Source organism: Agromyces sp. NDB4Y10 (genome assembly GCF_001620055.1).
GTDB classification, from domain to species: domain Bacteria; phylum Actinomycetota; class Actinomycetes; order Actinomycetales; family Microbacteriaceae; genus Agromyces; species Agromyces indicus.
The window spans coordinates 271,352-295,976 of sequence record NZ_LQGY01000014.1; the positions used below are offsets into that span (position 1 = coordinate 271,352).

At 72.6% G+C, this 24,625-nt stretch carries 25 protein-coding genes; 16 read left to right on the plus strand and 9 right to left on the minus strand.

The features are described 5' to 3' along the window. Positions 1–84 precede the first annotated feature (84 nt). Positions 85–1,107, minus strand: coding sequence for a LacI family DNA-binding transcriptional regulator (locus AVP42_RS04325; protein WP_067946425.1), 1,023 nt, complete (start codon positions 1,105–1,107; stop codon positions 85–87). Positions 1,108–1,228: 121 nt separating this feature from the next. Between AVP42_RS04325 and AVP42_RS04330 the strand changes: the two genes are divergently transcribed. The 7 genes from AVP42_RS04330 (at position 1,229) to AVP42_RS16210 (ending at position 8,520) form a co-directional block, all read left to right on the plus strand. Then, positions 1,229–3,319, plus strand: a complete 2,091-nt coding sequence (locus AVP42_RS04330; RefSeq protein WP_082846983.1) for a beta-galactosidase — start codon at positions 1,229–1,231, stop codon at positions 3,317–3,319. Then, a complete protein-coding gene (locus AVP42_RS04335; RefSeq protein ID WP_067946427.1) occupies positions 3,316–4,266 on the plus strand; it encodes a carbohydrate ABC transporter permease in 951 nt (316 codons plus the stop codon). Before AVP42_RS04330 ends, AVP42_RS04335 begins: the two co-directional genes overlap by 4 nt. Before the next feature lie 32 nt (positions 4,267–4,298). Further along, entirely contained in the window at positions 4,299–5,201 is a 903-nt protein-coding gene (locus tag AVP42_RS04340) for a carbohydrate ABC transporter permease (RefSeq protein ID WP_197466952.1), read from the plus strand. Between the two features lie 50 nt (positions 5,202–5,251). Beyond that, the gene (locus tag AVP42_RS04345) at positions 5,252–6,592 is read left to right on the plus strand and encodes an ABC transporter substrate-binding protein (RefSeq protein WP_067946429.1); all 1,341 of its coding nucleotides are present in this window, start codon (positions 5,252–5,254) and stop codon (positions 6,590–6,592) included. A gap of 124 nt (positions 6,593–6,716) precedes the next feature. After that, the gene (locus AVP42_RS04350) at positions 6,717–7,472 is read left to right on the plus strand and encodes a hypothetical protein (RefSeq protein WP_067946431.1); all 756 of its coding nucleotides are present in this window, start codon (positions 6,717–6,719) and stop codon (positions 7,470–7,472) included. A gap of 108 nt (positions 7,473–7,580) precedes the next feature. After that, entirely contained in the window at positions 7,581–7,883 is a 303-nt protein-coding gene (locus AVP42_RS04355; protein ID WP_067946433.1) for a DUF1540 domain-containing protein, read from the plus strand. Positions 7,884–7,965: 82 nt separating this feature from the next. Next, positions 7,966–8,520, plus strand: a complete 555-nt coding sequence (locus AVP42_RS16210; RefSeq protein WP_082846985.1) for a helix-turn-helix domain-containing protein — start codon at positions 7,966–7,968, stop codon at positions 8,518–8,520. Positions 8,521–8,652: 132 nt separating this feature from the next. Here the strand turns inward: AVP42_RS16210 and AVP42_RS04365 are convergent, their stop codons facing one another. From AVP42_RS04365 to AVP42_RS04375, 3 genes are all read right to left on the minus strand, one after another. After that, positions 8,653–9,264: a ClpP family protease gene (locus AVP42_RS04365; protein ID WP_067946434.1), complete on the minus strand. Its 612-nt coding sequence runs from the start codon at positions 9,262–9,264 to the stop codon at positions 8,653–8,655. After that, a complete protein-coding gene (locus tag AVP42_RS04370; protein ID WP_067946436.1) occupies positions 9,261–9,884 on the minus strand; it encodes a ClpP family protease in 624 nt (207 codons plus the stop codon). The genes AVP42_RS04365 and AVP42_RS04370 overlap by 4 nt, the downstream gene beginning before the upstream one ends. Before the next feature lie 99 nt (positions 9,885–9,983). Continuing rightward, entirely contained in the window at positions 9,984–10,505 is a 522-nt protein-coding gene (locus AVP42_RS04375) for a MarR family winged helix-turn-helix transcriptional regulator (RefSeq protein ID WP_067946438.1), read from the minus strand. A gap of 101 nt (positions 10,506–10,606) precedes the next feature. Between AVP42_RS04375 and AVP42_RS04380 the strand changes: the two genes are divergently transcribed. The 4 genes from AVP42_RS04380 to AVP42_RS04395 all read left to right on the plus strand — a co-directional run bounded on the left by AVP42_RS04380 (position 10,607) and on the right by AVP42_RS04395 (position 14,144). Beyond that, positions 10,607–11,182 (plus strand): NADPH-dependent F420 reductase, encoded by a 576-nt coding sequence (locus AVP42_RS04380; RefSeq protein WP_067946440.1) that lies wholly within the window; start codon positions 10,607–10,609, stop codon positions 11,180–11,182. 136 nt (positions 11,183–11,318) lie between these two features. Beyond that, on the plus strand, positions 11,319–11,675 hold the full coding sequence (locus tag AVP42_RS04385) for a hypothetical protein (protein ID WP_067946442.1): 357 nt from the start codon (positions 11,319–11,321) through the stop codon (positions 11,673–11,675). Between the two features lie 80 nt (positions 11,676–11,755). Next, entirely contained in the window at positions 11,756–13,306 is a 1,551-nt protein-coding gene (locus AVP42_RS04390; protein WP_067946444.1) for a lipase maturation factor family protein, read from the plus strand. 28 nt (positions 13,307–13,334) lie between these two features. After that, a complete protein-coding gene (locus AVP42_RS04395; protein ID WP_067946445.1) occupies positions 13,335–14,144 on the plus strand; it encodes a TerC family protein in 810 nt (269 codons plus the stop codon). Positions 14,145–14,196: 52 nt separating this feature from the next. Here the strand turns inward: AVP42_RS04395 and AVP42_RS04400 are convergent, their stop codons facing one another. Beyond that, complete coding sequence (locus AVP42_RS04400; protein WP_067946447.1) at positions 14,197–15,006, minus strand: MBL fold metallo-hydrolase; 810 nt, start codon at positions 15,004–15,006, stop codon at positions 14,197–14,199. A 36-nt stretch (positions 15,007–15,042) separates the two neighbouring features. Here AVP42_RS04400 and AVP42_RS04405 point away from each other — a divergent pair, with 36 nt between their 5' ends. The 4 genes from AVP42_RS04405 to AVP42_RS04420 all read left to right on the plus strand — a co-directional run bounded on the left by AVP42_RS04405 (position 15,043) and on the right by AVP42_RS04420 (position 18,964). Then, the gene (locus AVP42_RS04405) at positions 15,043–15,696 is read left to right on the plus strand and encodes an NUDIX domain-containing protein (protein ID WP_067946449.1); all 654 of its coding nucleotides are present in this window, start codon (positions 15,043–15,045) and stop codon (positions 15,694–15,696) included. Positions 15,697–15,759: 63 nt separating this feature from the next. After that, positions 15,760–16,326 (plus strand): MarR family winged helix-turn-helix transcriptional regulator, encoded by a 567-nt coding sequence (locus AVP42_RS04410; RefSeq protein ID WP_067946452.1) that lies wholly within the window; start codon positions 15,760–15,762, stop codon positions 16,324–16,326. A 301-nt stretch (positions 16,327–16,627) separates the two neighbouring features. Then, positions 16,628–17,761, plus strand: coding sequence for a serine/threonine-protein kinase (locus AVP42_RS04415; protein ID WP_067946453.1), 1,134 nt, complete (start codon positions 16,628–16,630; stop codon positions 17,759–17,761). A gap of 69 nt (positions 17,762–17,830) precedes the next feature. Then, positions 17,831–18,964, plus strand: coding sequence for an AI-2E family transporter (locus AVP42_RS04420; protein WP_082846987.1), 1,134 nt, complete (start codon positions 17,831–17,833; stop codon positions 18,962–18,964). A 3-nt stretch (positions 18,965–18,967) separates the two neighbouring features. On the opposite strand, the gene AVP42_RS04425 is transcribed toward AVP42_RS04420, so the two are convergent. The 3 genes from AVP42_RS04425 to AVP42_RS04435 form a co-directional block, all read right to left on the minus strand. Then, a complete protein-coding gene (locus tag AVP42_RS04425) occupies positions 18,968–20,368 on the minus strand; it encodes a GNAT family N-acetyltransferase (protein WP_067946455.1) in 1,401 nt (466 codons plus the stop codon). A gap of 39 nt (positions 20,369–20,407) precedes the next feature. Continuing rightward, positions 20,408–21,943, minus strand: coding sequence for an alpha-N-arabinofuranosidase (locus tag AVP42_RS04430; protein ID WP_067946457.1), 1,536 nt, complete (start codon positions 21,941–21,943; stop codon positions 20,408–20,410). Between the two features lie 139 nt (positions 21,944–22,082). Further along, the gene (locus AVP42_RS04435) at positions 22,083–23,105 is read right to left on the minus strand and encodes a LacI family DNA-binding transcriptional regulator (RefSeq protein WP_231878538.1); all 1,023 of its coding nucleotides are present in this window, start codon (positions 23,103–23,105) and stop codon (positions 22,083–22,085) included. A gap of 252 nt (positions 23,106–23,357) precedes the next feature. On the opposite strand from AVP42_RS04435, the gene AVP42_RS16840 reads away from it, so the two are divergent. Then, positions 23,358–24,461 (plus strand): DUF2510 domain-containing protein, encoded by a 1,104-nt coding sequence (locus AVP42_RS16840; RefSeq protein WP_067946461.1) that lies wholly within the window; start codon positions 23,358–23,360, stop codon positions 24,459–24,461. Here AVP42_RS16840 and AVP42_RS16595 read toward each other — a convergent pair. Further along, positions 24,442–24,625, minus strand: a 184-nt coding sequence (locus AVP42_RS16595; RefSeq protein ID WP_197466949.1) for a hypothetical protein, incomplete at its 5' end; no start/stop codon positions are given. The genes AVP42_RS16840 and AVP42_RS16595 overlap by 20 nt on opposite strands.

Genomic DNA, 24,625 nt, shown 5'->3' on the forward strand with positions numbered 1-24,625 from the left:
GCCCCGACCCGCGCGTCGGTTCCGGGATCGCGCGATCCGGCCGGGCGTGTCTCCTGAGAAACGGAGGAGGAGCGGAACGGCCGGTCAGGCGGAGTCGCGCCAGACGATCTCGCAGTCGAGGCGGCGCTCGGCCGGCGTGTCCTCGCCGCGGAGGCGGTCGAGCACGAGCTCGGCCGCGCCCGCCCCGAGGCCCGCCGCGGGCTGCCGCACGGTCGAGAGCGGCGGCGTCGTGCGACGGGCCCAGGCGCTGTCGTCGAACCCCACCACCCCGACGTCCTCGGGAACCCGGCGTCCCGCCTCCTTGAGCGCCTCGATCGCGCCCGCGGCCACCGCGTCGGACGCGGCGAACACCCCGTCGAGGTCGGGCGCGCGCTCGAGCAGGCGGCGCATGCCGTCGCGCCCGGCGGAGTACGAGTAGAGCGGAACGGGTTCGACGAGGGTCTCGTCGAACCGGTCGCCGAGGGCGGCGCGGAAGCCGCTCAGCCGGTCGGCGCCCGAGTCGCGGTCGAGGGCGGCGGCGATCATGCCGATGCGTGAGCGGCCGGTGGCGGCCAGTCGTTCGGTGATCGCGCTCGCCGCGCCGCGGTTGTCGATCACCACGAATGACGCCGTGCTGGCGGCGCCCGGCGGATGGCCGACGTACGCCGCGGGCAGCTGCAGGCGCTCGACGACGCGCGTGATCGGGTCGTCGGCGCGCGCGGAGACGATGACGACGCCGTCGACGAGGCCGCCCGAGAGGTAGCGGGCGACGCGCTCGGTGTCGCGTTCGGTGTCGACGATGAGCACGGCCATCTGGTGGTCGGCCTCGGACAGTCGCGCATTCGCGCCGAGCAGGATCTCGCCGATGTTGGGGTCCTCGACGAAGAGCGAGTGCGGCTCGTGGACGATGAAGCCGACGGCCTGGGTGCGCTGCATCACGAGGTTGCGCGCCGCCGTGTTCGGCACGTAGCCGACCTTGGCGATGGCCGCCTCGATGGCCTCGCGCGCGGCGGCGGAGACGTAGCGCTCGCCGTTGACGTAGCGGCTCACGGTGCCGCGGGAGACGCCGGCCTCGAGGGCCACGTCGTGCACCGTGGCGCGCTTCGCGCGGGCCCGCTTCGTCGTCATGCGACTCACTGTAGCGGCGGCGGGGTGTTGACACGGATGCCGCGCGGTGCCATTCTGTGTACGTTCACAGAAATCGCGAGGCCGACCCGCTCACGCGAAACTGTGCACGTTCACAGGTTCAATGACGATCACCGGGAGCACCGTGGACCACCACGCGACGACGCTGGCGCCGATCCCGCCGCAGCAGGCCGAGCCTGCACCCGCCGCCGCCCGCCCCCGCTTCCAGCACCAGGGCATCGCCTTCGGCTGCGACTACAACCCCGAGCAGTGGGACCCGGCCGTCTGGCGCGAGGACGTCGCGCTCATGCGCGAGGCCGGCGTCGACCTCGTCGCCATCAACATCTTCGGCTGGGCCGCGCTGCAGGGTCCCGACGGCGCCTTCGACTTCTCCGCGCTCGACGAGGTCGTCGACCTCCTCCACGAGGCCGGCATCCGCATCAACCTCGGCACCGGCACCTCCTCGCCGCCCCCGTGGCTCACCACGCGGCACCCCGAGATCCTGCCCGTCGTCGCGGACGGCACCACGCGGTTCCCCGGCGGCCGCCAGGCCTGGTGCCCGAGCTCGCCCGTGTTCCGCCGTGCGGCGCTGAAGCTCGTCGACGCGGTCGCCGAGCGCTACGGCCGGCACCCCGCGGTCGCGCTGTGGCACGTGTCGAACGAGCTCGGCTGCCACAACGCGCTCTGCCACTGCGACGAGAGCACGCGCACCTTCCGGCGCTGGCTCCGCGCCCGGTACGGCACGATCGCCGAGCTGAACCGCGCCTGGGGCACGAGCTTCTGGAGCCAGCGGTACACCGACTGGGACGAGATCCTCACCCCCAAGCTCACCCTCTCCAGCCGCAACCCGGGCCAGGTGCTCGACTTCCACCGGTTCTCGTCCGAGCAGCTGCTCGACCACTACCGGGCGGAGGCCGCCGTCATCCGTCGCCGCAGCGACCTGCCCATCACGACGAACTTCATGGTCACCGCGCACATCCGGAACCTCGACTACTGGTCGTGGGCACCCGACATGGACGTCATCGCGAACGACCACTACCTCGACCACCGGCTCGGCGAGCCGCGCACCGAACTGGCCTTCGCGGCCGACCTGACCCGCGGCCTCGCGGGCGGCGAGCCCTGGCTGCTCATGGAGCACTCCACCGGATCGGTCAACTGGCAGCCCGTGAACCTCGCGAAGGAACCCGGCCAGCTGCTGCGCAACTCGCTCGCCCACGTCGCGCGCGGTGCGGACGGCGTCTGCTTCTTCCAGTGGAGGGCCTCGCTGCAGGGCTCCGAGAAGTTCCACTCCGCACTGGTGCCGCACGCGGGCACCGACTCCGCCCTCTGGCGCGAGGTCGTCGAGCTCGGCCGCATCGTCGGCGCGCTCGACGAGGTCGCAGGCACGCGCGTGCAGGCCGACGTCGCGCTCCTGTTCTCGTGGGAGTCGTGGTGGGCCTCCGACGCCGAGACCCGGCCGACCCACGCCATCGAGTACCTCGACCAGGTGCACGCGCTCTACGGGGCGCTGCACGACCTCGGCGTGAGCGTCGACGTCGTCCGCCCCGGCGCCGATCTCAGCGGCTACCGCCTCGTCGTCGTCCCGGGCCTCTACCTCGTCGGCGACGAGGACGCCGCCGCGCTCGACGCGGCCGTGGCATCCGGCACCCACGTGCTCGTCACGTTCTACAGCGGCATCGTCGACGAGCACGACCGGGTGCGACCCGGCGGGTACCCCGGCGCCTGGCGCGACCTGCTCGGCGTCCGCGTCGAGGAGTTCACGCCCGTGCTCCCCGGCACGCCGCTCGTCCTCGAGTCCGGCGCGGCCGCCTCGCTGTGGGCCGAACGGGTCGAGGCGACGGATGCCGCGGTGCTCGACCGCTTCGCCGACGGCCCCGCCGCCGGCCGCCCCGCCGTGACCCGCCGCGCCGGCAGCTCCGGCGCGGGCGACGCCTGGTACCTCGCCACGCTGCTCGAGCGCGACGACCTGCTCGACCTCGTCGGCCGGGTCGTGGAGGGTGCCGGCGCGGCATCCGCCCCCGCCGCCGGCGCCGACGTCGAGATCACGCGCCGCATCGCCGAGGGCCGGGCGTACACCTTCGTCGTGAACCACGGCGCCGACGCCGTCGAGGTCGACGCGCGCGGCACCGAACTCGTGACCGGAACCGTCGCGGACGGGCGCCTCGCGGTGCCCGCCGGCGCGGTCCGGGTGATCAGAGAGGAGGACGCGGAATGACCGCATCCGCCACCCCCGCGACCGCGGCGCGACTGGCCGCCGAGGAGGGACGCGGCCGCCGGACGCCGACGCGCCGACGGCGCGTGCAGCACCCGTGGGCGATCGTCGCCTTCGTCGGGCCGTTCGCGGCGATGTTCGTGCTGTTCTACCTCATTCCCATCGGCGTGGCCGTCTGGCAGTCGCTGCTCGTCGTCGAGCGCGAGGGCACGTACGGCACCGCGACCGAGGTCTTCGGCGGGCTCCGCCAGTACGAGCTGGTCTTCCAGAACGAGGCGTTCTGGACGTCCGTCGGCCGCGTGCTGCTCTTCGGCATCGTGCAGGTGCCCGTCATGCTCGCGCTCGCGCTGCTGTTCGCGCTCCTGCTCGACTCGCCGCTGATCCGCGGCAAGAAGTTCTTCCGGCTGGCGTTCTTCGCGCCGTACGCCGTCCCCGGCGTCATCGCGGCGATCATGTGGGGCTTCCTGTACTCGCCGAACCTGTCGCCGTTCCAGGCGCTCACGAGCCAGGTCAACCTGCTCTCGGCCGACTTCGTGCTGTGGGCGATCGCGAACGTCGTCACCTGGGTGTTCGTCGGCTACAACATGCTCATCATCTACTCGACGCTGCTCGCCATCCCGCAGGAGATCTACGAGGCGGCGCGGATCGACGGCGCGGGCCAGGCGCGCATCGCCTGGTCGATCAAGATCCCGCTCGTCCGCCCCGCACTCGTACTCACGGCCGTGCTGTCGATCATCGGCACGCTCCAGCTGCTCGCCGAGCCGCAGACGTTCCGGTCGTTCAGCTCGGCGGTCACGAGCACGTACACGCCGAACATGACGATCTACGCGACCAGCTCGATCCCGAACGTCTCGCTCGCCGCGGCCTTCTCGGTCGTGCTCGCGCTCGCCACGTTCATCCTCTCGTTCACGTTCCTGCGACTCACCCGACGGAAGGGAGCGGACGCATGAGCACCGCGATCGGCCCCGACGCGACCTCGGCCATGCCCGCGGTCAACCCGCGCGGCGTCGACCGCCACGGCGACATGCCGTCGGTCGGCCGCGGCCCCCGGGAGAGCATCCTCTCGCGCACCGGCGCCATGCTCGTCATGGCCGTCTTCACGCTGTACTTCCTCGTGCCGATCTGGTGGCTGCTCGTCGCTTCGACGAAGAGCCGCGGCGACCTGTTCAGCACCAACCCGCTCTGGTTCGCCGACTTCCGGCTGTTCGAGAACATCGGCGCCCTCCTCGCCCACCGCGACGGCGTCTACCTGAAGTGGATCCTCAACAGCCTCCTGTACGCGGGCCTCGGCGCGGTCGTCGCGACGATCCTCGCGGCCATGTGCGGCTACGCCCTGGCGAAGTACCGCTTCCCCGGGCGCGAGACGATCTTCAACATCGTGCTCGGCGGCGTCCTCGTGCCCGCCACCGCGCTCGCACTCCCGCTGTTCCTGCTGTTCAGCCGCGTCCAGCTCACCGACACGTTCTGGGCGGTGTTCCTCCCGAGCGTCGTGAGCCCGTTCGGCGTGTACCTGTCGCGCGTGTTCGCCGAGGCATCCGTGCCCGACGAACTGCTCGAGGCGAGCCGGCTGGATGGCGCGGGGGAGATCCGCACCTTCTTCACCGTCTCGATCCGCCTCATGTTCCCGGCGCTCATCACGGTGTTCCTGTTCCAGTTCGTGACCATCTGGAACAACTTCTTCCTGCCGCTGATCATGCTGCGCAGCGAGGAGCTGTTCCCCGTCACCTACGGCCTCTACGCCTGGAACTCCACGGTCAACCAGTTCCCCGAGCTGCGCACCTACGTGCTCGTCGGATCGCTGCTGTCGATCATCCCCCTGATCATCACCTTCCTGCTGCTTCAGCGCTACTGGCGCACGGGCCTCGGCACCGGAGCCCTGAAGTAGAGCCCGCCCGGGGCATCCGGGCACCAACCCCACACCGAGAAGAGGAAACCATGCGTCACACGAAACGAGCGGTCACCGCAGCCCTGCTCACCTCCGCCGCGCTCGCCCTGACCGGGTGCGCCGCGGGCGGCGCGAGCTCCGGGGGCGGCGGCGGCGACGCCGCGGCATCCTGCGAGCCCGCGGGCGAGGACGTCACGCTCACCTTCACCAGCTGGATCCCCGGCATCGAGGACGCCGTCGCGATCTGGAACGAGGAGAACCCCGACATCCAGGTCGAGGTGCAGACCGGCCCCTCGGGCAACGCCGGCACCTACCAGAACTTCTTCAACCAGCTCGAGGCGGGCAATGCCCCCGACCTCGGCCAGATCGAGTACGACGCGCTGCCGAACTTCCGCGTGCAGGACGGCCTCGTGAACCTCGGCGCCTGCGAAGACGTGCTCGCCGCCGAGGACCAGTTCCTCGACTGGACCTGGGGCCAGGTCACCCTCGGCACCGAGGACGAGGTCTACGGCATCCCGCAGGACCAGGGCCCCATGGCCCTGTTCTACCGCAGCGACCTCTTCGAGCAGGCCGGCATCGAGGTGCCGACCACGTGGGAGGAGTACCGCGAGGCGGCCGTGACGATCCGCGAGCAGGGCGGCTACATCACCAACTTCTCGCAGACCGACATCAACCAGTTCGCCGGCTTCGTCTGGCAGGCGGGCGGCCAGTGGTTCGCCAACGACGGTGACGCGTGGACGGTCGAGCTCACGAGCGACGAGTCGATGACGGTCGCCGAGTACTGGCAGGACCTCATCGAGAACGACCTCGTCTCGACCTACCCGGCCTGGACCGACGAGTGGAACAACGCGTACAACTCGGGCGAGGTCTGGACCTGGAACTCGGCCGTCTGGGGTGCCAACTCGATCCTGTCGGGCGCGCCGGACACGGCGGGCAACTGGTCGGTCGCGCTCGCGCCGCAGTGGAACGAGGGCGACGCGGTCGCCGGCAACTGGGGCGGCTCGTCGATCGCCGTGTTCAACGGCACCGACCACCTCTACGAGGCGGCGAAGTTCGCGCTGTGGCTGAACACCTCGGAGGAGGCGCTCACCTCGCTGAACGAGACCGCGCAGATCTACCCCGCCACCGAGGCGGGCCTCGACCTGCCCGTGCTGAAGGAGGGCGTCGAGTTCTACGGCGGCCAGCCCATCTACGACGTGTTCGCCGAGGCGGCGGCGCAGGTCAGCCCGGACTTCGTCTGGGGTCCGACGATGACGCAGACCTACGCTGACGTCTCCGACGGGTTCAAGGCCGCCGCATCCGGCAGCAGCACCCTGATGGAGGCCCTCGAGAAGGGCCAGGAGTCGACCATCAAGGCGCTCGAGGCCCAGTCGATCCCGGTCGCGGAGTAACGCCCGCCTGAGTGCAGCCCGTGCCGCGGACGTCCCTCCCCCCAGGACGCCCGCGGCACGGGCCTGCGGCTGCGGTCGCGCGCCATCCGTGCGAGCATCGGGACATGGCGAACGGGAGGTCGGCGTGACGTACGCGATCCCGGGCAGCACGCCCGACGGGGGCGGACCCATCGGCGAGACGTACGGCGCCGCGCTCGTGCGCATCGGCGACGAGTCGCTCGTGGTCGACGCGCTCCGCGGCATCCGCTTCACCGGCTGGGTCGCCCCGGCCGAGTCGGGCTGGGTCGTCGCGCTCGGCGATCCCGGCGACGGCACGGTGGCGACGGCGCGCAGCGGCGTCCTCGAGGTGGGAGCGGCGCTCGCGGCGGCGCTGCACACCGTGGTGGTCGTCGCGCGCGTGCGGCTCGACCGGCAGCTCGTGCTCGCGGCGTTCCGCGGCCCCGACGAGCTCGGGCGCTACTCGAGCGACCCGTCCCGCGAACCCGGCGCCGACGACGAGGTGCTCGCCGAGCCGTTCGGCGTCGAGCACGCCGAGGCGTTCGCCGAGGCGGTGGGGCGAGCGGATGCCGCGGAGGAGCTCGCCGAGGTGCTCGGCGAGGAGCTCGACACCGACAGCGTCTACGAGTCGGAGCGGCTGGCTCGCGTGCTCGGCCTGCTCGGCCTGCCGCGGTGGATCGTGGCCGCGGGCGCGCTCCCGCGCGACCTGCCCACCGGCCCGCGCACGAAGGACCTCGTCCGGCTCGGCGCGGGCGCGACCGGCGCGAAGGGCGTCGTGCAGGGGCGTGCGGCGGCCGCGGCGCGACGACGGATGCCGCCGCCCCCGGCGATCGCCGACCCGCCGCGGGCCGACGACCTCGGCATCGACCCCTGGCTGCTCTGACCGGTGACCCCGATTCCGGCGCGACGCGCGCACCGGGTCTGGTCGCTCGTCGCCCTGCGGAGTAGCATCGCCCGCACCTGCCGGTCGACACCACCTCAGGAGGTCACCATGAGCATGACCCTCGACGAACTGCCCGCCGTCGCCGAATGCTCGGTGACCGGGTGCTCGTACAACGACCACTCGAGCTGCCACGCCGCCGCGGTCACGATCGCGGGCTCGGTGGGCGACGCCGAGTGCGCCACGTTCATCCCGCTCGGCACGAAGGGCGGGCTCGACAAGGTGATCTCCCACGTCGGCGCGTGCCAGCGGTCGGAGTGCGTGCACAACGACTCGCTGGAGTGCACCGCGACGGCCGTGCGCGTGGGGCCCGGTGCGGTCGACGCGGACTGCCTGACGTACGAGCCCCGCTGACCCCACGCGGAGCCGGGCGCGGGCGTTCTGCTGTGAGCGGATCGACCTGTCGCCGGAGCCGGGGCGTGCGTAGCCTCGGCACATGGGCAGGCTGATCGAGTTCCCGCAGGCCGAACCGTCGCGCGCCGCGCGGCCGCTGTGGCGGCACGTGCTCGGCGAGGTGCTCCGCCGTGAACGCCTGGATCAGGACCGGATCCTCACCGAGGTCGCGGCGACGGCGGGCGTGTCGCCGCAGTACCTGTCGGAGGTCGAACGCGGCCGCAAGGAGGCCTCGTCCGAGGTGCTCGGCGCCGTCGCCGACGCGCTCGGGCTTGAGCTCGCCGACGTCGTCGGCCGGGTCGCGGGGCGCCTCGGCAGTCGCACACCCGCACGGGCCGACGCGGGTTCGTCCGCGCCGGTGTCCGCTCCGGTCCCGGCACCGGTGCGCGCGCCGATCCCCGGACCCGCCCGCGACATCCACGCCCCCGCGCCGGCCCACGACGTCCTCGCTCCCGCGCCCGCCCGCGACGTGCTCGCTCCCGCGCCCGCCCGCGACGTGCTCGCCCCCGCGCCGCTCCCCGGACCCGCGCAGGACATCCTCGCCCCCGCGCCGACGCTATCGGCCGGCGTCGCCGACGTCTTCCTCCTCGCCGCCTGACCCCGCCGGGTCGCCGCCCCGCCCCGCCCCGCCCCGCCCGCCGGCCCGCGAGATGACGCGAATCGTCCGTGCGAGCCAGTCGAGCAGCCGTTCGCGTCATCTCGCGGCCCGGGCGGGGCGGGGTGGGCGAGGTCAGCGGGGGGTGAGGGCGGCGACGGCCTGGGCGGCGAGCACCTGGTCGGCGAGGCCGTAGTCGACCGCGGCGTGCGCGGGCAGGATCAGGTCGCGGTCGGTGTCGGTGCGGATCGCCTCGACCGAGCGGCCGGTGTCGCCGGCGAGCGCCGCCTCGAGCTCGCCGCGCACGCGCAGCACCTCGTCGGCGTGCAGGATCAGGTCGGGCACGGCCCCGCGGCCCTGTGTCGACGGCTGGTGGAGCGTCACGGTGCTGTGCGGCAGCATCGAGCGTCGCCCCCGGGCACCGCCTGCAAGGAGCACAGCGGCGGGCCCGCCGGCGCGGCCGACGCAGGTGGTCGCGACCTCCGGTCGGATGTGCTGCATCGTGTCGTAGACCGCGAGCGCGGCGCTCGGCGACCCGCCGGGGGAGTTCACGTAGAGGCTGATCGGCGCTTCGCTCGAGTCGGACGCGAGGTGGAGGAACTGCGCGATGAGCACGTTCGCGACGCCGTCGTCGATCTCGGTGCCGAGGTAGACGATGCGCTCGGAGAGCAGCCGGCTGTACACGTCGAGCGACCGCTCGACGCCGCCGCGCTTCTCGACGACGTACGGGATCGTGTAGCTGGTCATGCGGGCACCCCCAGTCCGGCGACGGCGCGCGGTTCGAGCGGGAAGAGCTCGTCGAACCGCTCGGTGACGTGGTCGATGAACCCGTAGACGACGGCCTGCTCGGCGGTGTACCACCGGTCGCGCAGCGAGTCCTGCGCGATCCGCTCGACGGCCTGGCCGGTGTAGCGCGCGATGAGCCCGAGGACGGTGTCACGCGTGTGGCGCAGGTCGTCGGCCTGCAGCTCGATGTCCACCGCCGTGCCGCCGATGCCCGCGGATCCCTGGTGGAGCAGGATCCGCGAGTGCGGCAGGGCGGCGCGCTTGCCGGGGGTGCCGGCCGTGAGGAGGAACTGCCCGGCGCTCGCGGCCATGCCGACGGCGATGGTCGCGACGTCGTTCGGGATGGCGCGCATCACGTCGTGGATCGCGAGCATCGCCGGCACCGAGCCGCCGGGCGAGTTGATCCAGAAGCGGATGTCGCGGCGCGCGTCGTCGGCGGCGAGCGCGACGAGCTGGGCGCAGATGCGGTTGCCGCCGGCCTGGTCGAGTTCGTCGCCGAGCACGATGATGCGCTCGTGGAAGAGCCGCCGGGTGAGTTCGGCGTCGATGGGCTGGACGGGTGGGGTCTCTCGATCGCTCATGCGGTCCAGCCTGCGCCTCGAGCGGATGCCGCGGGGCGGATGCTGCCGCGGGCAGATCTGCCCTCGGCGGAGGCACCGGGCGGGGGTGCCGGCCGTGGGTCAGCCGGCGCGCGCGATCGCGGGGCCTTCGCTGAACTGGCAGGCGGTCGCGGTGAGCCGCTCGTCGGGATCGAGGCGCGTGAGGACGGCGCCGGCGATGTCGTAGAGCTGCTGGAGCTGCTCGGGCGTGAGCGCATCGAGCACGTTGCGGCGGACGGTCTCGACGTGGCCGGGCGCGGCGTCGTCGATGAGCCGCATGCCGGCGTCGGTGATGGTCGCGTTGGTCGCGCGGCGGTCCTCGGGGCAGGGGAAGCGGCGGATGAGCCCGCGGTCCTCGAGGCGGCGCGCGACGTGGGAGAGGCGGGGGAGGGTGGCGTTGGTGCGCGCGGCGAGCGCGGTCATGCGCATGGTGCGGTCGGGGGCGGCGGCGAGCGCCATCAGCGCGACGTACTCGAAGTGGGTGATCTGCGCGTCGCGGAGCAGCTGGGCGTCGAGGGCGCCGGGCAGCAGTTCGGTGAGCGCGACGAGGCGAACCCAGGCGGCCGATTCCTCGGTGCTGAGCCAGCGTGTGTCCTCCGTCATGCCCTCATTCTCGCACACTTGGTTGACGCGACAACTGATCGACGCTACGGTGTTGGTTGTCGATACAAGTAATCGCGTCATCCGGCGCGGAGAGGAACCTCATGACGACGGTCAGCATCATCGGAAACGGCAACATGGGCACCGCCATCGGCGGCATCGTGGCGGCGGGCGGCAACACCGTCGAGTACGTCGGCCGCGACGCAGTTGAGCAGGTCACCGGCGACATCGTGATCCTCGCCGTGCCCTACCCCTCGGTCGCCACGATCGTCGAGGCGCGCCGCGAGCAGCTCGCGGGCAAGGTCGTCGTCGACATCACCAACCCGCTGGACTTCGCGACCTTCGACTCGCTCGTCGTGCCCGCCGACTCGTCGGCCGCCGCCGAACTCGCCGCAGCCTTGCCCGACTCGCGCGTCCTCAAGGCCTTCAACACCAACTTCGCCGCGACCCTCGCCGCGAAGACCGTGGGCGGCGCGCAGCCGACCACCGTGCTCGTCGCGGGCGACGACGACCTCGCCAAGCGGGCCCTCCTCGACGTCGTGCGCGCCGGCGGGCTGAACGCCGTCGACGCCGGGTCGCTCGCCCGAGCGCGCGAGCTCGAGTCCGTCGGCTTCCTGCAGCTCACCCTCGCGGTGCAGGAGAAGGTGGGCTGGAACGCGGGCGTCGCGCTCGTCGCCTGACCCGCGACCGCCGCAGCGACGCGCCCCGAGCCGCCGGGTCCGGGGCGCGTCGGCGTGTCGGGGGTGTCAACCGGTTGACGCGCCGCGCCCGCGCGAGGAGCGTGGAACCCGTAGCAAACACAGGAGGTGCAGTGGGATGAACGATCCCCTCAACCCGTGGGAGAGCCGGGATCGGCTCGGCCCCGCGGGCGACCTCAACGCGAAGACGCCGGATCTCACCGGCGCGATCAACACCATCAGCGGAGGACGCATGAGCGACACGGGCGGAACCATCGGCGGGATGAGCGGCGGGCACGGTGACGCGATGCTCGATTCGGACACGGCCGACCGCGAGGCGCGCGACGCCGAGCAGACCGCCGCGGGCGGCGTCGGCGACACCGGACCCGAGCCGAAGCCGAGCGACCGCGGCACCGACGCGAACGACCTCGAGGCCGACAATGCGGTCGAGCAGGAGACGATCGAGACCCTCGACCCCGAGAACCCGCCGGCCTGAGCCGGCCGGTCTCCGGAGGACGTGCGGGGTGCGGGCCGAACGGCCCGCGCCCCGCGCCGGTCCCGGGATAGCGTGACGCCGTGGATTGGGGCGACTGGCTGTCGTGGTTCGACGCGCGCGACGCCGACCTGGCGCGCGAGGTCCTCCAGCGCGGCATCGCGGCGCTCTTCCTCGTCGCGTTCCTGTCGACGCTGAACCAGTTCCGCCCGCTCCTCGGCGAACGCGGCCTGCTTCCCGTGCCCGAGCTCCTCGAGGCGGTGCGCGGCGCCGAGCAGCGTGCCCGCGACCGCGAGGAGCGCGCCGGGCGGCCGGTGGGGTTCCTCCGGCGCACGCGGCGACTCGGCTACCTCGGTCCCACGGTCTTCCGTCGCTGGGGCTACAGCGACGCGAAGCTCGTCGCCGTGTGCGCGACGGGCACGGTGCTCGCGGCATCCGTCGTCGTCGGCCTGCCCCAGCTCGGCCCGCCGTGGGTGCCGATGCTCGTCTTCCTCGCGCTGTGGGCGCTGTACCTGTCGATCGTGAGCGTCGGGCAGACGTTCTACGGCTTCGGCTGGGAGATGCTGCTGTGCGAGGCCGGGTTCCTCGTCGCGTTCCTCGGGTCGCGTGAGGTGCCGCCGCCGCTGCCGACGATCGTGCTCGTGTGGTGGCTCGTGTTCCGCCTCGAGTTCGGCGCCGGCATGATCAAGATCCGCGGCGGCCGCGAATGGCGCGATCTCACGGCGCTCATGTACCACCACGAGACCCAGCCCATGCCCGGCCCGCTGAGCCGCCGGGCCCACCTGCTGCCGGCGTGGTTCCACCGGCTGGAGGTGCTCGGCAACCACGCCGCGCAACTCGTCGTGCCGTTCCTGCTGTTCGCGCCGCAGCCGATCCGCACGATCGCGGCGGCGGTCATCATCGCCACGCAGCTCTGGCTCGTGGTCACGGGCAACTTCGCTTGGCTCAACTGGATCACCATCGTCCTCGCGTTCGGCGCGGTGGGCGACGAGGCCGTGCAGTGGCTGCTGCCGTGGCTGCCGCTCGAGGCGATCCAGACGCCGGCGGATGCCACGAGCCCGCCGTGGTGGATCACGATCGTGCTCGCGGTCGCCGTGCTGATCGTCTGGCTCAGCCGGCATCCGCTCATGAACCTCTTCTCGAAGCGGCAGCTGATGAACGCGAGCTTCGACCGTTTCATGCTGGTCAACGCCTACGGCGCCTTCGGCACGGTGACGAAGGAGCGCGTGGAGATCATCGTCGAGGGCACCGTCGACGACCCGCGCGACCGGGACGCGGAGTGGCGCGAGTACGGCTTCAAGGGCAAGCCCGGCGACCCGGCGCGCGTTCCGCGGCAGTTCGCGCCGTACCACCTGCGGCTCGACTGGCTCATGTGGTTCCTGCCGCTCGGGCGCCTCCACGAGGTGTGGTTCCTCCGGTTCCTCGAGAAACTCCTCGAAGCGGATGCCGCGACGCTGCGGCTGCTCGCCCACGACCCGTTCGACGGCGAGCGGCCGCGCGCGGTGCGGGCCCGCACGGAGCTGTTCACGTTCGCGACCCGGGAGGAGCACCGCCGCACCGGGCACGTGTGGATGCGGCATCCGCTCGGCACCGCGATCCCGCCGATCGCGCTGGGCGAGGTCGATACGCGCTGAAGGGCCCGCGTGGGTGAGAATGTCCGCCATGGACTTCTCACTCGAGTTCACGCCGGATCTGCTGGCCGTGTTCCTCACCCTGTTCGTGCTCGAGGTCGTGCTCGGCGTCGACAACGTCATCTTCATCTCGATCCTCGCCGCCAAGCTGCCCGTCGAGCAGCAGGCGAAGGCCCGCAACCTCGGCCTCACCCTGGCGATGCTCATGCGCGTCGGCCTGGTGTTCGCCGCCGGCTGGGTCATCTCGCTGAAGGAGGAGCTGTTCACCCTCTTCGGCATGGGCTTCTCGGGTCGCGACCTGATCCTCATCGCGGGCGGCCTCTTCCTCGTCTACAAGGCGGTCACCGAGATCCACCACAAGCTCGAGGGGGCCGAGGAGCACACCACCGGCGCGGGCACCGCGACGTTCGGCGCCGTCATCGCGCAGATCCTCGTGCTCGACATCGTCTTCTCGCTCGACTCGGTCATCACCGCGGTGGGCATGACCGAGAACATGATCGTGATCATCACCGTGGTGGTGCTGTCGTTCGGCATCATGCTCGTCGCGGCGCGCTACATCTTCGCGTTCGTCAACAAGCACCCGACGGTGAAGATGCTGGCGCTGTCGTTCCTGCTGCTCATCGGCGTGTTCCTCATCGCCGACGGCTTCGGCTTCAAGATCGACAAGGCGCTCATCTACATGCCGATGGCGTTCGCGATCTTCGTCGAGGCGCTGAACCTCGCCGCCGCCGCCCGCAAGCGCAAGCGCGCCGCGGCCGCCGCGACCGAGCCCGTGCACCTGCACCAGCAGTACGTCGACGACACCGGCACCGTCAAGGAGGTCCAGCCGGTCGATCGCTGATCGGGCCGAGCAGTTCCCGAGGGGCGGATGCCGCGTGGCATCCGCCCCTCGCTCATTCGTCGCGCAGGTACGCCAGCTGCGCGCGAACGGATGCCTCGGCGGCGAAGCGCACGCCCGCGTCGACGTCGCCGTACACGAGGTCGGTGACGGCCTCGGCGGACGCCTCGGCGCCCAGGCGGGCGAGGGCGTCGCGGACCTGGTCGAGTCGCTCGGCGCGGTGCGCGAGGTACGCGTCGCAGATCGCGGCGAGGTCGGGCAGGACCGGGCCGTGCCCGGGGAGGACCGTGACGGGGCCGCCGGCCGCGCCGATCGCGCGGAGCCGACGGAGGGCGTCGAGATAGGGGCCGAGCGCTCCGTCGGGGTGGGCGATGATCGTCGTGCCACGGCCGAGGACGGTGTCGCCGGTGAGGACCGCCACGGGCTCGGGTGCGTCGCCGCTGCGCAGCGCGAAGCACGCGGAGTCGGCCGTGTGGCCGGGCGTCGCGAGCACCTCGAGGTCGACGCCGCCGGCCGTGAGGCGCTCGCCGTCGACGAGCGGTTCGGCGCCCCGGCACCACTCGTCGGACATCGCCCGGACGGGCGCGCCGGTGAGCTCGGCGAACGCGTCGACCGCCTCGGTGTGGTCCGGGTGGCGGTGGGTGATGAGCACGAGCTCGACGCCGCCCTCGGCGAGGCGCTCCAGGTGCGCGGCATCCGTCGGCCCCGGATCGACCACGACGGCCCCGCGCGCATGCGGGCCCCGGAGCACCCACGAGTTGGTGCCGTCGAGCGTCATCGGACCCGGGTTGGGCGCCCGGACGAGCGTCGCCTCGACGGGCGGTCGGGCGTCGGCGGGCTGCGTGGCGTCGGCGGTGTCGGGCACGCTCGGCAGTGTACCCGCGGGGTTAGGCTGGCCGGCATGGATGCCTCCGCCGCCACCGTCGTGCTGCTCCGTGACGGCGTCGAGGGCGTCGAGGTGCTGCTGGCCGAGCGGCCGAGCGATCGCGGCTCGTTCGCGGGCGCGTGGGTGTTCCCCGGCGGGGCGGTCGACGAAGCGGATGCCGCGGGCGACCCGATCGACTCCGAGCCCGCCGCACGGCGCGCCGCCGTCCGCGAGACCCTCGAGGAGGTCGGGCTCCGCCTCGACCCCGACGAGCTCGTGGGGTTCGCGCTGTGGAGCCCGCCGGAGGGCGTGCCCAAGCGGCTGCGGACCCGCTTCTTCGCCGCGCGCGCCCCGGAGGGCGAGCACGTGCTCGCCGCCGACGAGCTCGTGGCCGCCGCGTGGCTGCGGCCCGAGGCGGCGCTCGACCGGCACGCTGCGGGCACGATGACGCTGTACCCGCCGACGTGGGTCACGCTGCACGGGCTCCGCGGTGCGGCATCCGTCGACTCGGTGCTCGCGGGGCTGCGCGAGGGCGGTGAGCAGGTCTACGTCGGCCGGTTCGGCGAGGACCGACGGGTGCTCTACTGGCGCGAGGACGCCGCGTTCGCGGGCGAGGCGGCGGGGGATGACGGCCCCCGGCACCGCCTGGTCATGCGCGGGCTGCCGTGGGAGTACGAGCGCTCGTTCTGACCACACCGGGCCGCCGGTGTGATCCCTAGACTGTCTAGTAGCGAGTTCGTGTAGGCTTGAAGAATGGCTGACGAGCGATCTTCGGGGTACTGGTATTCCGACGATCGGACGCGCCGGGGCGTGGCCGTCCTGAATGCACTGCGCGACTACCGCGCCGCCGAGGCCGCCATGCGCCGTCGGACCCGATCCGCGATGCGGATGGGCGAGACCGACCTGCTCGCCATCCGGTTCCTCCTCAAGCGCGAGGGGGAGGGCCGTACCGTGAGCCCCAAGGACCTGGCCGCGCACCTCGGCATCTCCTCGGCCTCGACGACCGTCCTCATCGACCGGCTCGTCCGCTCGGGGCACGTCGAGCGACGGCCCCATCCCACCGACCGGCGTGCGCTGGTCATCGCGCCCACCATCGCGAGCGACGACGAGGTCCGCGCGACGCTCGGCGAGATGCACCGCCGCATGATCGAGGTGGCCGAAGGGCTCGAGGCCGAGCAGGCCGGCACGGTGCTCTACTTCCTCGAGCGCATGCGCGACGCCGTCGACAGCGTGAGCGAGCAGGCCACCGTCGAGGTGCCCCGCGAGCCCGAGTCCGGCGCCACCGTCTCGCCCATCGAGAGCGCCCGCTCCGCCTCCTGACGGCACTTCGCCGAGGCACACCGGTTCCCGGGAGTCAAGCCCGCTCGGACAGGTTTGCCCCGTGTATCCGATTTCGGAAGAATCTAGTGAAGTGTCGTTCCACAATAAAACTAGCTAGATAAACTAGCTACACGCCTCGAGACCATCGCCGGCGTGGAATCGGTCCCCAGCAGGCCGAAGAGAAGAGGCCGCAATGAGCGAGGCGTCACCCCCTGGTCAGCCGCGCCACGCCGGGCCGCGAGGAATCGACGGCGTCGGTGTCCGAACCGATCCCACCCTCCGCGGTGAGCATGGATCCCGGATGGACCCGTCGCTCCAGACGGACCCCTCCCGCCGCACGGATCCCCGCGCGATGCCGTACGTGCCGGCGCCCACGCAGACGCCGATCCCGACGGCCGCCGAGGAGTACGCGGCGCAGGCCGCGCCCTACGGCGCCGAGGACCACTCCACCCCGCGGTACGAGTTCCTCGAGCACATCGGCTCGGGCGGCATGGCCGACGTCTACCGCGCCCGCGACAACGAACTCGGACGGCATGTCGCCATCAAGCTGTTCCGCGAGAGCGACGAGACGGTCGCCGACCGGCAGCGCCGCGAACGCGAGATCCACCTCCTCAGCGGACTCACGCACGTCGGGCTCGTCCCGGTCTACGACGCGGGCACCCTGATCCACGCGGGAGTCGAGCGGCGCTACATCGTCATGGAGCTCGTCGAGGGACTCTCACTCGCGCACCAGCTCGCCGACGGTCCGCTGAAGCCCCGCCAGGTCGCCGACATCGGCGCGCAGGTCGCCGACGTGCTGAGCTACGTGCACGGGCAGGGCGTCATCCACCGCGACATCAAGCCCGAGAACATCCTCGTGAGCGAGGTGCCGACCTTCGGCTACACGCTGCTCACCCGGCTCGCCGACTTCGGCGTCGCGCAGTTCGTCGACGGCACCCGGCTCACCGGCCACGGCACGATCATGGGCACCGCCGCCTACATCTCGCCCGAGCAGGCGCGCGGCGAAGAGGTCACGCCCGCGACCGACATCTACTCGCTCGGCCTCGTGCTGCTCGAGTCGCTCAAGGGCGAGCGGGAGTACCTGGGCACGCCCATCGAGGCCGCGCTCGCGCGCCTCCACCGGTCGCCCGAGATCCCCGAGGACCTCACGCCCGAGTGGCGGGCGCTGCTCGCCGCGATGACGGCCGACGACCCCGCGGTCCGCCCGACGGCCCACGACGTCGCGAGCACGATGCGCGACATCATCCGCATCATGCTCGCCGAGAGCGCCATGCGCAAGGGACGCGCGCCCTCGTGGGTGCGCATGGGCGACGAGGCCGAACAGACCTCGCGCAACCGCCTGCTGCTCGCCGTGGGCGGCCTCGCCGTCGGCGTCACGGGCATGGTCGTGGCGATCGCCGTCGGGCTCGCCGCCGCGTCCGGAGCGTTCGGCTGATCGGGTCGTCGCGCGCGTCGGCGGCGTGCCGATCGGCGCGGCCCTCCGCGCGCGCGTAGGTTCACTGGCATGTGGAGACGTGTCGCCGGAGTGGTCCGGCAGCCCGAGGCGCCCGTACACGCCGAGCTCACCGCCGAGGCGCCCCCCGGCACGCCCGAGGTCCGCGTGCGGGCCTTCCGGATGGGTTTCGTCGGGGCCCTCGGCGTGCTGCTCGCGCTGTTCCTCGGCGGGATCATCACCCAGCTCAGCACCGTCATCCTCTACATCGCGCTCGCCCTGTTCCTCGCGCTCGGCCTCGACCCGATGGTCAGCTGGCTGCAGCGCCGCGGGATGCCGCGGTGGCTGTCGATCCTCCTCGTGGTCGTCGTGGTGATCGGCGCCTTCGTCGCGATCATCGCCACCGCGGTGCCGCTCGTGGTCGCCCAGGTCACCGAGATCGTCCAGAACTGGGACCAGATCGTCGAGGATGTCCGGGACAGCGACCTCGTCGCTTGGATCGGCGGCCTCGCCGGCGGCTCGTCGTGGATCGAGGACGGCATCGCCTCGGTGGGCGCCTGGCTCGGCGACCCGGGCAACATCGCCAACCTCACGGGCGGCCTGCTCGCCGTCGGCGCCGGGATCCTCGGCGGGCTCACCGGCGCGACGATCGTGCTGATCCTGACCCTGTTCTTCCTGGCCTCGCTCGACTCCATGAAGCGCTATGCCGCGCGGTTCGTCCCGGCGTCCTCGCGCAACGGCTTCACCGAGGTCTCCGAGGAGATCACCGGATCAGTCGGCCGGTACGTCATCGGCCAGATCAGCCTCGCGTCGGTGAACGGCGTGCTCAGCCTCGTGTTCCTGTCGATCATCGGCGCGCCCGCGCCGTTCCTGCTCGCGTTCGTCGCCTTCCTCTGCTCGCTCGTACCGCTCGTCGGTACCCTCACCGGTGCGGTGATCATCACGCTCGTGAGCCTCACCGCCTCGCCCGAGACGGGCATCGCCGCGGCGATCTACTACCTGATCTACATGCAGGTCGAGGCGTACGTGCTGAGCCCGCGCATCATGAGCCGCGCGGTCTCCGTGCCCGGGGCGCTCGTCGTCATCGCGGCGGTCGCGGGCGGCACGCTCGGCGGGGTCCTCGGCGCGCTCGTGGCGATCCCCGTCGCCGCCTCGCTCATCATCGTCGTCGAGAAGGTCGTGTTCCCGCGGCAGGACGCCGCGTAGGGGTCAGAACCAGATGCTGAGGTGCGGCGTGCGCGCCGAGGCGAACATGCGCTCGGCCAGTTCGATCGCCCCGCGTGACGCCTCGGTGATGCGACCCGCCCGCGCGAGCACCGACGGCCGTACGCCGCCGAGGTAGATCGACGCGAGGTCGCGCACGTCGAGCCGGATCGACCGCGGCTCGGCGGCACGCGCGGCCCGCCCGCCGGATTCGCCGGCCGCGCGTGCGCGGGCGCGTTCGCGCTGCGGCGCCGCCGGCTCCGGGGCCGCGGCGTCGCCCCGCGGCACGTGCACGACGGCCTTGCCGTCGGCCGAGGCGAGGAGCGTGTAGCGCCCGGAGGCGTAGCCGAGCGGGTCGTCGATGTCGAGCACGAGCTCGCCCGCGGCACCGTACCGGCGTGCGGTGAGGGCGGCGGCCGGGTCGATGATGCGCACCCAGAGGTGGTCGGCGACGTCGCGCACGGTGACGGCGCGCGGGTCCTCGAGCATCCACTCGAGCGGTTCGTCGACCGAGCGCAGCAGGCCGCGCACGCCGGCGACGAAGTCCTGCTCCACGAGCACGCGCCAGAGCGCGCGCTCGGCGTCGTCGGTCGCGGCGGCGAGCACGTCGAACTCGGCCCACCCGGGCTGGTTCGGTTCGCGCGTGACGCGGAACGTCGCGAAGCCCTGCGGCTGCCCGTGCTGGTCGTCGTAGCGGAGGGCGCGGAGCGACCGCGACGAGTCGGACTCGGGATCGACGAGGCCGAGCATGCGGTCGAGTGCGCCCGGCCAGCGATCGATCTCGCCCGGGGTGCGCGCGACGGCGCGTCGTGAGATCGCGGCGGTTTGGTCGCGCAGGCTCGACGGCTCGACGAAGTGCACCCGGCCCGGTGCGTCGGGGCCGGTCCACCGGGCGCGGCGGCGGTCCACCTCGACCGTGGCGGACTTCGCCGCCGGCGCGTACCCGTACCGCCCGTAGATCGTGGCCTCGGTCACGGTCAGCATCGCGACCGCCGCGCCCGCGCGCTTGGCGGTGGCGAGTTCCGCCTCCATCAGCGCCCGGGCGATGCCCCGGCGCCGATGCGTGGGGGAGACGGTGACCGAGCTCACGGCCCAGCCGTCGACGCTGCGCCCGCCCGGGACGCTGAGCCCGGCGGGCCAGCTCGAGACCGTCGCGACGGGCACGTCGGGCTCGGCGATGCCGGCGTCGTAGACGCCGTGCACGCGCCGCTCCGACATGACGGCCCGGTCGTACTCCCGCCCGACGTCGCGCGGTCGCGCGTGGTGGAACCCGCGGTGGTCGGCGTCGATCCACGCGTCGAGCGCGGCGGTGTCGCCGGGATCGATGAGGCGGTACTCGAGGCCCCGGTGGGCGAGGGCCGCCTTCGCATCGGGGTCGATCGGGATCGAGCGGGGTTCGAACGCCATCGATCCAGACTATCGAGCCGGGACCGGGCGGGCGGAACGTCAGGCGACTCGAGCCGTGAACCGTACGAGCGACCACGACTCGGCGGGCAACACCACCGTCGAGACCTCGCCGTCGGTCGTGACGCCCTCGAGCGGCTGCGGTGCGGCGGCGGCGCCGCGCGCGGCGAGATCGGCCGCGGCATCCGTCGACGACGCCCCGCGCACGTTGTCGTCGGCGACGATCACGGATGCCTCGGCGAGGGCCACGTCGGCGAATCCGAGGTGCTCGACGCGGGCCTCGACCGGCTCGGCGGTGCGGTTCACGAGCAGCGCCACGAGCGAACCGGACCCGGCATCCCACGTGACGGTGCCGGAGACGCCGGACACGTCGCCGTGCTTCGCGGTCGCGAGCGACGGCCCCTCGATGCGCGCGTCGAGCGCGACGCCGCGCGCGTGCGCTGCGGTGAGCGCGATCGGGTGGAACGTGGTCTGCTTCCACGCCTCGCCGCCGGGCTCGGTGAGCATGGGCGCGATCACGTTGACGAGCTGCGCGACGCACGCGACCGCGACCCGATCGGCGTTGCGGACGAGCGTCGCGAGCAGGTCGCCCGAGACGACGGCGTCGAGGGCGGAGTAGACGTCCTCGATGAGTCGCGGCTGCTCGCGCAGGTCGAGGTGCTCCTCGCCGGCGAACTCGTCGACGTACCAGACGTTCCACTCGTCCACGGAGAGCCGGATGCGCTTGTCGGAGTGGCGACGCCCGGCGACGGCGTCGGCCGTCGCGATCACCTCGCGCAGGAACGCCTCGAACGACGCCGCCGAGCCGAGGAACGACGCGCGGTCGCCGTCGCGCTCCTGGTAGTAGGCGTGCACCGAGATGTAGTCGACGTCGTCGAAGGTGTGCTCGAGCACGACGCGCTCCCACTCCCCGAAGGTCGCGATCTCGCGGCCCGAGGACCCGCACACCACGAACTCGATCGTCGGGTCGACGCGGCGCATCGCCTGCGCGGCCTGGCTGGCGAGCCGGCCGTACTCCTCGGCGGTCTTGTGGCCGATCTGCCACGGGCCGTCCATCTCGTTGCCGAGGCACCAGAGCCTCACGCCGTAGGGCTCCTCCGCGCCGTTCGCGCGACGCCGATCGCTCCACGTCGTGCCGCCCGGGACGTTGCAGTACTCGACCAGGTTCGCCGCGGCATCCGCCCCCCTCGTGCCGAGGTTCACGGCCAGCATCGGCTCGACGCCCGCCGTGCGGGCCCACCGCATGAACTCGTCGGTGCCGAACGTGTTCGGCTCGATGGTGCGCCACGCGAGGTCGATGCGGGTGGGGCGCTCGTCGACCGGGCCGACGCCGTCCTCCCAGAAGTAGTTCGAGACGAAGTTGCCGCCCGGGTAGCGCACGACGCTCGTGCCGAGCTCACGGGTGAGGTCGATGACGTCCCGGCGGAAGCCGTCGGCATCGGCCGTCGGGTGGCCGGGCTCGAAGACGCCGGTGTACACCGCCCGGCCGAGGTGCTCGACGAACGAGCCGAAGAGGCGCCGGTCGATCTCGCCGACGACGAAGGACGGGTGGACGGTGATGCGGGCGGTCTGCGTCATGGCTCTCTCAGTGGCGATCGGGAACGCGAGTGTCCACGAATGATCGCATCGATCGAGGCGCAACGACCCTTCCTTGACACGCGGCTCGGCACCGGCACGCGGCTCGGCACCGGCACGCGGCTCGGCACCGGTGACGTCGTCAGGCGGTCGGCACCTGCTCGGCGTCACGCGTCGATGCGCGACGCGGCGTCGACGCGCGCAGCACGACCTCCGTCCGGACGGGCGCCTCGTCCTCCTCGGTGGCGATGCCGAGCGCGAGGCGGAGGGCGCGGCGGCCGACCTCCTCGAGCGGGGTGCGTACCGTCGTGAGCGGGGGCGTCAGCTCGCGCACGATGGGCACGTCGTCGAACCCGGCGACCGCGACATCCGTGCCGGGGGTGAGCCCCGCATCGCGCACGGCCGACATCGCGCCGACCGCCATGACGTCGTTCGCGGCGAAGACGAGCTCGATGCCGTCGAGCCCCTGCTCGATCAGCCGGCGCATGCCCTCGTAGCCGCCGTCGCGGGTGAAGTCGTGACGCACCACGCGCTCGAGCGTCCCGCCGCCCGCCTCGAGCCCGGCGCGGAAGCCGGCGAGGCGCTCGTCGGCCGTGCGGATGCCCTCGGCGCCCGTGATCGCCGCGAACCGGCGGTAGCCGAGGCCGGTGAGCTCACGTGCCAGCGCCTCGGCGCCGATGCGGTTGTCGACCCGGACGGTGCGGAAGTCGAGGTCGGTCGCGCTGACGAACGCGACGCGCCCGCCGTTGGCCTCGTAGGCGCGCAGCTCGGCCTCGAGCGCCGCGTTGTGCGGGTCGTCCTCGCGGCGCGAGGCGGCCAGGATCAGCACGCGCGGTCGCTGGCCGCGCATGGTGCGCACCAGTTCGAGCTCGCGCTCCGGGTCGCGGTCGGTGGCCGCCACGGTCACGATGAGCCGTTCGCGGTCGGCCTCGCGAACGACGCCCGCGGCGATCTGCGAGAAGATCGGGTCGGCGATGTCGGCGACGAGCAGGGCGACGGTCGTCGTGGTGCCGCGAGCGACCGCCTGGGCCGACAGGTTCGGGGAGTAGTTGAGCTTCGCGGCCGCCGTGAGCACGCGCTGCCGGTACTCCTCGTTGACCTTGCGGGTGCTGCCGTTGAGCGATCGCGAGGCGGTGGCGAGGGAGACGCCGGCCTCGCGCGCCACGTCGTGGAGCGTCGCGGGGGCCCCTTGCGTGCTGTGTGCTGCGCCGGCCATGGTTCCTCCGCTTCGTCGCGCCCGGTCGGGCGCCTCGATGCTACTGCCCGACCGGGGGTCCGGCTGGGCCGTTCGGCCCGGGGATTCCGAAGACGTCGGAACGCCGGGCATGCCGACGCGGTCGAGCGGATGCCGCGGCATCCGCTGCACGAGGGCCTTTCGGCCCCACCGCACCGCCCGGGCGGTGGGAGGATCGCGCGCATGACGGATGCCACGAACCCTCCCGCCGGCTGGTACGACGACGGCCGCGGACAGCGTCGCTACTGGGACGGCACGCAGTGGACCGAGCACACCGCGCCGCTCGCGAGCGCGGGCGCCTACGACCCGGGCGCGGCGGGGAACGCCGCGGCGGACCAGTCGGCGACGCTGCCGTATGAGACCCAGCGCTCGACCGACCCGTACGCCGCGACCACCCCGTACTCCATCGCGCCGGGCGCCGTCGGCGCCGGTGCGGGGGCGGGTGCGGCCGGCGGCGCCGGCGCGGCCGACCCGTACGCGCCGTACGGCGCCGCCGGCGCCCCCGGCGGTCCCGCCGGTGGGCCCGGGACCGAGCCGCGGAAGGTCAACGTCCTCGGCATCGTCGCCCTCGCCCTCGCGGTGGTGGGCTTCATCCTCGCCTGCATTCCGTTCGTGCAGGTCGTCGCCTGGATCGTGCTGCCGATCGCCTTCGTGCTCTCGCTCGTCGCCCTGTTCCTCGAGGGGCGCAAGTGGCCGGCGATCACGGGCCTCGTCGTGTCGGTGCTCGGCGGGATCGTCGGCGCGCTCGTGTTCGCGTTCGTCACGGTCGGCGTGCTCGGGCAGATCGCCGACTCCGGCGTCATCCAGGACCAGATCGAGCGCGAGCTCGAGGAGGAGTTCGGCACGCCCGTCCCGACGCAGGACGAGGGCGAGGCACCCGACGCCGGCACCGTCGACGGCCTCGCGTTCGGCGACACGATGATCTGGGACGACGGCGTCTCGATGACGGTCTCCGAGCCTGAGCCGTACACGCCCTCCGACCTGTCGGCCGGTGCCGACCAGGCCGAGGACCTCGTGTTCACCCTCACGATCACGAACGACTCGACCGAGAACGTGCAGCCCGTCGTGCTGTCGACGCTGTCGTCGGGCGGCACCGAGGCGACCCGGATCTTCGACGTCGGCGCCGAGGGCGGCCAGGTCGGCATCCCCCCGACGACGGCGATCCTGCCGGGCGAGTCGATCACGTGGCGCGAGGCGTGGTCGGTCGCGGATGCCGCGTCGCTGACCATGCAGACCGCGCCGTCGTTCCAGTACGAGTCGGTGGTCTTCACGAACGTGGCGCAGTAGCGCCGGATACGGCGGAGCCGTCGATCGCCGGTGCGCCCTTCGGGTAGGCGAGCAGCATCGCGCCCGAGGCGATCCACACCACGCCGATCGCGACGATGAGCACCTCGGCGCCCGCGCCCGCGGCGAGGCCCGCGACCGCGGCGCCCGCGGCGGCGGCGGCCGCG